At 60.4% G+C, this 5135-nt stretch carries 8 protein-coding genes; 4 read left to right on the top strand and 4 right to left on the bottom strand.

Annotated features, from left to right (window positions below; genetic code table 11):
- Positions 1-288: tyrosine-type recombinase/integrase (locus L9Z73_RS24935; protein WP_247406760.1), on the top strand; the 288-nt coding region annotated here is incomplete at its 5' end.
- A complete protein-coding gene (locus L9Z73_RS24930; protein WP_247406757.1) occupies positions 285-980 on the top strand; it encodes an HAD family hydrolase in 696 nt (231 codons plus the stop codon). The genes L9Z73_RS24935 and L9Z73_RS24930, both read left to right, overlap by 4 nt.
- Positions 981-1076: 96 nt before the next feature.
- On the opposite strand, the gene sutA is transcribed toward L9Z73_RS24930, so the two are convergent.
- From sutA to glnK, 4 genes are all read right to left on the bottom strand, one after another.
- Positions 1077-1403 carry a transcriptional regulator SutA gene (sutA, locus tag L9Z73_RS24925; protein ID WP_247406754.1) on the bottom strand — a complete coding sequence of 109 codons (327 nt, stop codon included), beginning with the start codon at positions 1401-1403 and terminating at the stop codon, positions 1077-1079.
- 104 nt (positions 1404-1507) lie between these two features.
- Complete coding sequence (locus L9Z73_RS24920) at positions 1508-1933, bottom strand: secondary thiamine-phosphate synthase enzyme YjbQ (RefSeq protein WP_017845176.1); 426 nt, start codon at positions 1931-1933, stop codon at positions 1508-1510.
- A 212-nt stretch (positions 1934-2145) separates the two neighbouring features.
- Complete coding sequence (locus tag L9Z73_RS24915; protein ID WP_247406751.1) at positions 2146-3483, bottom strand: ammonium transporter; 1338 nt, start codon at positions 3481-3483, stop codon at positions 2146-2148.
- 33 nt (positions 3484-3516) lie between these two features.
- Positions 3517-3855, bottom strand: coding sequence for a P-II family nitrogen regulator (glnK, locus tag L9Z73_RS24910; protein ID WP_002555808.1), 339 nt, complete (start codon positions 3853-3855; stop codon positions 3517-3519).
- 422 nt (positions 3856-4277) lie between these two features.
- Here glnK and L9Z73_RS24905 point away from each other — a divergent pair, with 422 nt between their 5' ends.
- Together L9Z73_RS24905 and L9Z73_RS24900 are read left to right on the top strand one after the other, a co-directional pair.
- A complete protein-coding gene (locus L9Z73_RS24905; protein ID WP_247406747.1) occupies positions 4278-4541 on the top strand; it encodes an accessory factor UbiK family protein in 264 nt (87 codons plus the stop codon).
- Between the two features lie 214 nt (positions 4542-4755).
- Positions 4756-5135: magnesium chelatase domain-containing protein (locus L9Z73_RS24900; protein WP_282598755.1), on the top strand; the 380-nt coding region annotated here is incomplete at its 3' end.

Here is a 5135-nt window from a genome sequence, read left to right as displayed (position 1 = left end):
ACAACATCACTTTGCGCATCATTGGTGATCGCTCGCGGTTCCATCCGGGGCTGCAAGGCGGCCGGCGAGCGCGAGCTGGGGCAGAACCTGCATCCGCACATGCTGCGGCACTCGTTTGCCAGCCATTTGCTGGAGTCGTCCCAAGACCTGCGCGCGGTGCAGGAACTGCTCGGCCACTCCGATATCAAGACCACGCAGATCTACACCCACCTGGATTTCCAACACCTGGCAACGGTGTACGACAGCGCCCATCCACGGGCCAAACGCATCAAGGGCGGCGACTCATGAGTATCAAGCTGATCACCTTCGACCTGGACGACACCCTCTGGGACAACGTACCCGTCATCATCAGCGCCGAAGCGTCGATGCGCGAATGGCTGGCCACCCATGCCGCCAAGGTCGGCGAACTGCCCCTGGAGCATTTCGCCAGCCTTCGCCAGCAGGTGCTGGAACGCCATCCCGAACTCAAACACCGCATCAGTGTGCTGCGCCACCGCGTATTGATGTACGCCTTCGAAGAAGCGGGCTACCCGCAGCCGCAAGCCGAGGAAATGGCCGATGTGTGCTTTGAAGCGTTCATTCATGCGCGCCACCAGCTCACCGTATTCCCCGAAGCCGAGCCGATGCTGCAAGCGTTGCGCGAGCACTTCTTGCTGGGGGTGATCACTAACGGCAACGCGGACGTGCAGCGTGTGGGCCTGGCGGACTACTTTCACTTTGCCCTGCGCGCCGAAGACCTCGGCATCGCCAAGCCGGATGCGCGGTTGTTTCAGGAAGCGCTGCAACGCGGTGGCGTGGACGCCAGCGCAGCGGTACATGTTGGCGATCATCCGGGGGATGACATCGCGGGAGCCCAACAAGCAGGACTGCGCGCGGTGTGGTTCAACCCGACGGGTAAGGTCTGGGAGGCGGATCAACGCCCGGATGCAGAGATTCGCAGCCTGACGGAGCTGCCACCGTTGCTCCGCAGTTGGCAGTAACGCTATAGCGGCAACACCGCTGGCTCATAGACATTGTTTCAGGCATGAAAAAGCCCGCAGCGACGGCGGGCTTTTTCAGCAAGCGGGAAGCTGACCTCAGATAGGTCGGCTGCCGTACTTGTTATCCGGTTTCTTGGGCGGGTCTGCCACCACGTTGGCCTCGACTTCCTGCACTTTGCCGCCTTTAGCGAGGAACTCTTCCATCGCACGGGCCAGCGCATCGCGCTCTTTGTTCTTGGCTTCAACGCTCGGCAGCTCATCGACCGAAACTGCGGCCTTGACCTTACCTTTGGCTGTTTTGGCAGGCGCATCATCGCCACCGTCATCGCCTTCGTCAGGAGCGTCTTCCGCTACCGCCTCCAGCTCTTCGGTGTCGTCGTCCTCACCTACTTCCAGGTCGTCTTCCAGATCATCGTCGCTCATGTTCTACCTCATGACTTGCGAAAAGCAGATTAGTTATAGCCCAGCTTCACCCTCTGTCGAAGGTCGCCGGAAAAAAAATCAACATCCACCGGATAACCAATGGCTTATGCCCCATCACCGTGCAAAGTGGCGAGGACTTTACGAGCACCGCCATGATCACGGTGCTCGCCCAGATAAACACCTTGCCAGGTCCCCATCGCCAAGCGGCCGGCCTTGACCGGCAAACTCAGCTGGCAGCCCAGGAGACTGGCCTTGAAGTGCGCCGGCAGATCGTCCGGGCCTTCGTCGTTGTGTTCGAACCCGGCTCGGCCTTGCGGCACCAGCGAGTTGAAAAAACGCTCGAAGTCACGACGAACCGCCGGATCGGCATTCTCGTTGATGGTCAACGAGGCCGAGGTATGCTGCAGCCACAGATGCAACAGGCCCACGCGACACGCCTTCAATTCAGGCAAGCCGGCCAGCAACTCGTCGGTTACCAGGTGAAAGCCGCGGGGCTTGGCCCGCAGGGTAATCAGGGTCTGTTGCCACATACAGTTCTCCGCCCATCGGCGCGCATTCTAGCGCGCTCAGGGAAAAAACAAAGTGCCGAATACGCCTACATGCCTGTAAGACATTCGCATCCGGAAAAGTGCCGTGTGCGCGCCATCACATACGCTGCGCAAAAAACCGGCACCACGCGTTATGACTGACAAACGCCAGACAAAAAAATGCCCGGCAAGCCGGGCATGTTTTTTCCGCCTACTTACAAGTTGTAACCGCGTTCGTTGTGTTGCGCCAGGTCGAGGCCGACAGCCTCTTCTTCGTCGGTAACCCGCAGGCCCATGACCATGTCCAGCACCTTGAGGATGATGAAGGTCACGATAGCTGTGTAGATCACAGTGAAGCCGACGCCTTTGCACTGAATCCAGACTTGAGCTGCCACGTCAGTCACGGTGCCGAAGCCGCCCAGTGCTGGCGCTGCAAACACACCGGTGAGGATTGCGCCGAGGATACCGCCGATACCGTGCACACCGAAGGCGTCCAGGGAGTCGTCATAGCCCAGTTTGCGTTTCAGCGTCGTGGCGCAGAAGAAGCACACCACACCGGCCGCCAGGCCGATGATCAGCGCGCCCATCGGGCCCACAGTGCCGGCTGCTGGCGTAATTGCCACAAGGCCCGCAACCACACCCGAGGCGATGCCCAGGGCACTTGGCTTGCCGTGGGTGACCCACTCGGCGAACATCCAGCCCAGTGCGGCGGCGGCAGTAGCGATCTGGGTCACCAGCATCGCCATGCCGGCAGTGCCGTTGGCCGCCGCTGCGGAACCGGCGTTGAAGCCGAACCAGCCGACCCACAGCATGGCCGCACCCACCAGGGTGTAACCCAGGTTGTGAGGCGCCATTGGCGTGGTCGGGAAGCCTTTACGCTTGCCGAGGACCAGGCACGCTACCAGGCCGGCCACACCGGCGTTGATATGCACCACGGTACCGCCGGCAAAGTCCAGCACGCCCCAATCACCCAGCAACGAACCCGGACCGCCCCACACCATGTGGGCAATCGGCGCGTAGACCAGGGTGAACCAGACGCCCATGAAGATCAGCATCGCGGAGAACTTCATACGCTCGGCGAAGGCACCGACAATCAGCGCCGGGGTGATGATGGCGAAGGTCATCTGGTAGGTGACGAACACCGCCTCAGGGAACAGCGCCGCAGGGCCGGTGATGCTGGCCGGGGTCACACCCGACAGGAACAGCTTGGACAAGCCACCCACGAACGAGTTGAAGTTGACGACGCCCGCTTCCATACCGGTGGTGTCGAACGCCATGCTGTAGCCGTAGACGAACCACAGGATGGTGATCAAGCCGGTGATGGCGAAGCACTGCATCATCACCGAAAGAATGTTCTTGGAGCGAACCATACCGCCATAGAACAGCGCCAGGCCGGGAATGGTCATGAACAGCACCAGCGCGGTGGATGTGAGCATCCACGCCGTGTCACCGGAATTGAGGACTGGAGCAGCCACTTCGTCTGCCGCCATGGCCAGGCTTGGCATTACGATGGACAACAGGGCTCCGAGCCCTGCGAATTTACGCAGAGTCATATTGTTTTCTCCTGGGGCGTTGGGTTTGGCGGCTTAGATTGCGTCGGTATCGGTTTCGCCGGTACGGATGCGAATAGCCTGTTCCAGATTGACCACAAAGATCTTGCCGTCACCGATCTTGCCGGTGTTGGCGGCCTTGGTTATCGCCTCGATAACCCGATCAAGATCCTTGTCGTCAATGGCGACATCAATCTTCACCTTCGGCAGGAAATCAACCACGTATTCCGCGCCGCGATACAGCTCGGTGTGACCCTTCTGCCGCCCGAAGCCTTTGACCTCAGTAACGGTAATGCCCTGCACGCCGATCTCGGACAACGACTCGCGTACATCGTCCAACTTGAACGGCTTGATGATGGCAGTGACTAGCTTCATGAAAACTCTCTCCCGAATTGGTGGACTTGCCCCAGGAAAACAAACCCGTCTCAAGTCTAAGCGCAGCGCCTGGCTTTGTAACGCGTCGTCGCAAGAGCAATTGCCATTACGACGCCAGCGAACCACTGGTGACGAAACCTGTACCCCTGATCCGTCGGCGCACTGCATTCGTCACAGCGACTGCATCAGTGCATGGGTCATGTTCGTCTAAGCAGAAACCTTGCCAGCTCCGTAAAAATCATTGAAATCAGTCCTTTGCCTAGCTGCGCCGACCTGCGGGGCCCTCTGGCGAATGCAATGCGCACGAAAAGGGTGCGCCACCTCCCGCCACCATGCGCGAAAAGCGTGCGCGTGAGTCCGTGAAAATGACTATAGACGCTGCGTGATACACTGCCCGCCAACAGTTTTCCGGAAGATTTCCCATGCTCGCGCCCAAAGACCTCCTCGACGCCCTGAGCGGCCACGCCTCCCGCCTGTTCAGCGGCGACACCCCGCTGCCCCGCAATGAAATCGAAAGCCAGTTCAAGGCGTTGCTGCAAAGCGGCTTCAGCAAGCTCGACCTGGTCAGCCGGGAAGAATTCGACAGCCAAATGGTGGTACTGGCCCGCACCCGAGCACGCCTGGAAAGCCTGGAGGCGAAGGTGGCGGAGCTGGAAGCGCGGTTGACCCCGGCAGCCTCTGAATAAACCCCGGTCAATGTAGGAACTGGCTTGCCTGCGATGGGATCGACTCGGTCCCTCTGACACACCTAACCGCCTATATCGCAGGCAAGCCAGCCCCCACACTCGTTCTGCGTCACTCCCCGGATACGTTCTGTAAAACCTCCCCCGCCTCGCTCTTCCCCACCTCGTCTACCCTTGAAAAACCGCAGGAAGCGGCCCGCCCTTTCAAGGAATGAGCATGTCCCTCGCCATCGTCCACAGCCGCGCCCAGATCGGCGTCGAAGCTCCTGCCGTCAGCGTCGAAGTGCATATGGCCAATGGTCTGCCATCGCTCACGCTGGTGGGTTTGCCGGAAACCGCCGTCAAGGAAAGCAAGGACCGCGTGCGCAGCGCCATCCTCAATTCAGCGCTGCAATACCCGGCCCGTCGCATCACCCTCAACCTCGCACCCGCCGACCTGCCCAAGGACGGCGGGCGTTTTGACCTGGCGATTGCCCTCGGGATTCTCGCGGCAAGCGTGCAGGTGCCGGCGCTGATGCTCGATGACGTGGAGTGCCTGGGAGAATTGGCACTCTCGGGCGAGGTACGCGCGGTGAAAGGCGTGTTGCCGGCGGCGCT

The organism is Pseudomonas emilianonis (genome assembly GCF_023072625.1).
Classification (GTDB): Bacteria; Pseudomonadota; Gammaproteobacteria; order Pseudomonadales; family Pseudomonadaceae; genus Aquipseudomonas; species Aquipseudomonas paraveronii.
The sequence above is the reverse complement of the archived record's forward strand: the minus strand, read 5'-3'. Positions and strand labels throughout refer to the sequence as shown.

Coding starts and splice junctions, on each gene's coding strand:
- glnK (WP_002555808.1), bottom strand. CDS start 3,855: ATGAAGCTAGTCACTGCCATCATCAAGCCGTTCAAGTTGGACGATGTA.
- sutA (WP_247406754.1), bottom strand. CDS start 1,403: ATGAGCGACGATGATCTGGAAGACGACCTGGAAGTAGGTGAGGACGAC.
- L9Z73_RS24915 (WP_247406751.1), bottom strand. CDS start 3,483: ATGACTCTGCGTAAATTCGCAGGGCTCGGAGCCCTGTTGTCCATCGTA.
- L9Z73_RS24905 (WP_247406747.1), top strand. CDS start 4,278: ATGCTCGCGCCCAAAGACCTCCTCGACGCCCTGAGCGGCCACGCCTCC.
- L9Z73_RS24920 (WP_017845176.1), bottom strand. CDS start 1,933: ATGTGGCAACAGACCCTGATTACCCTGCGGGCCAAGCCCCGCGGCTTT.
- L9Z73_RS24930 (WP_247406757.1), top strand. CDS start 285: ATGAGTATCAAGCTGATCACCTTCGACCTGGACGACACCCTCTGGGAC.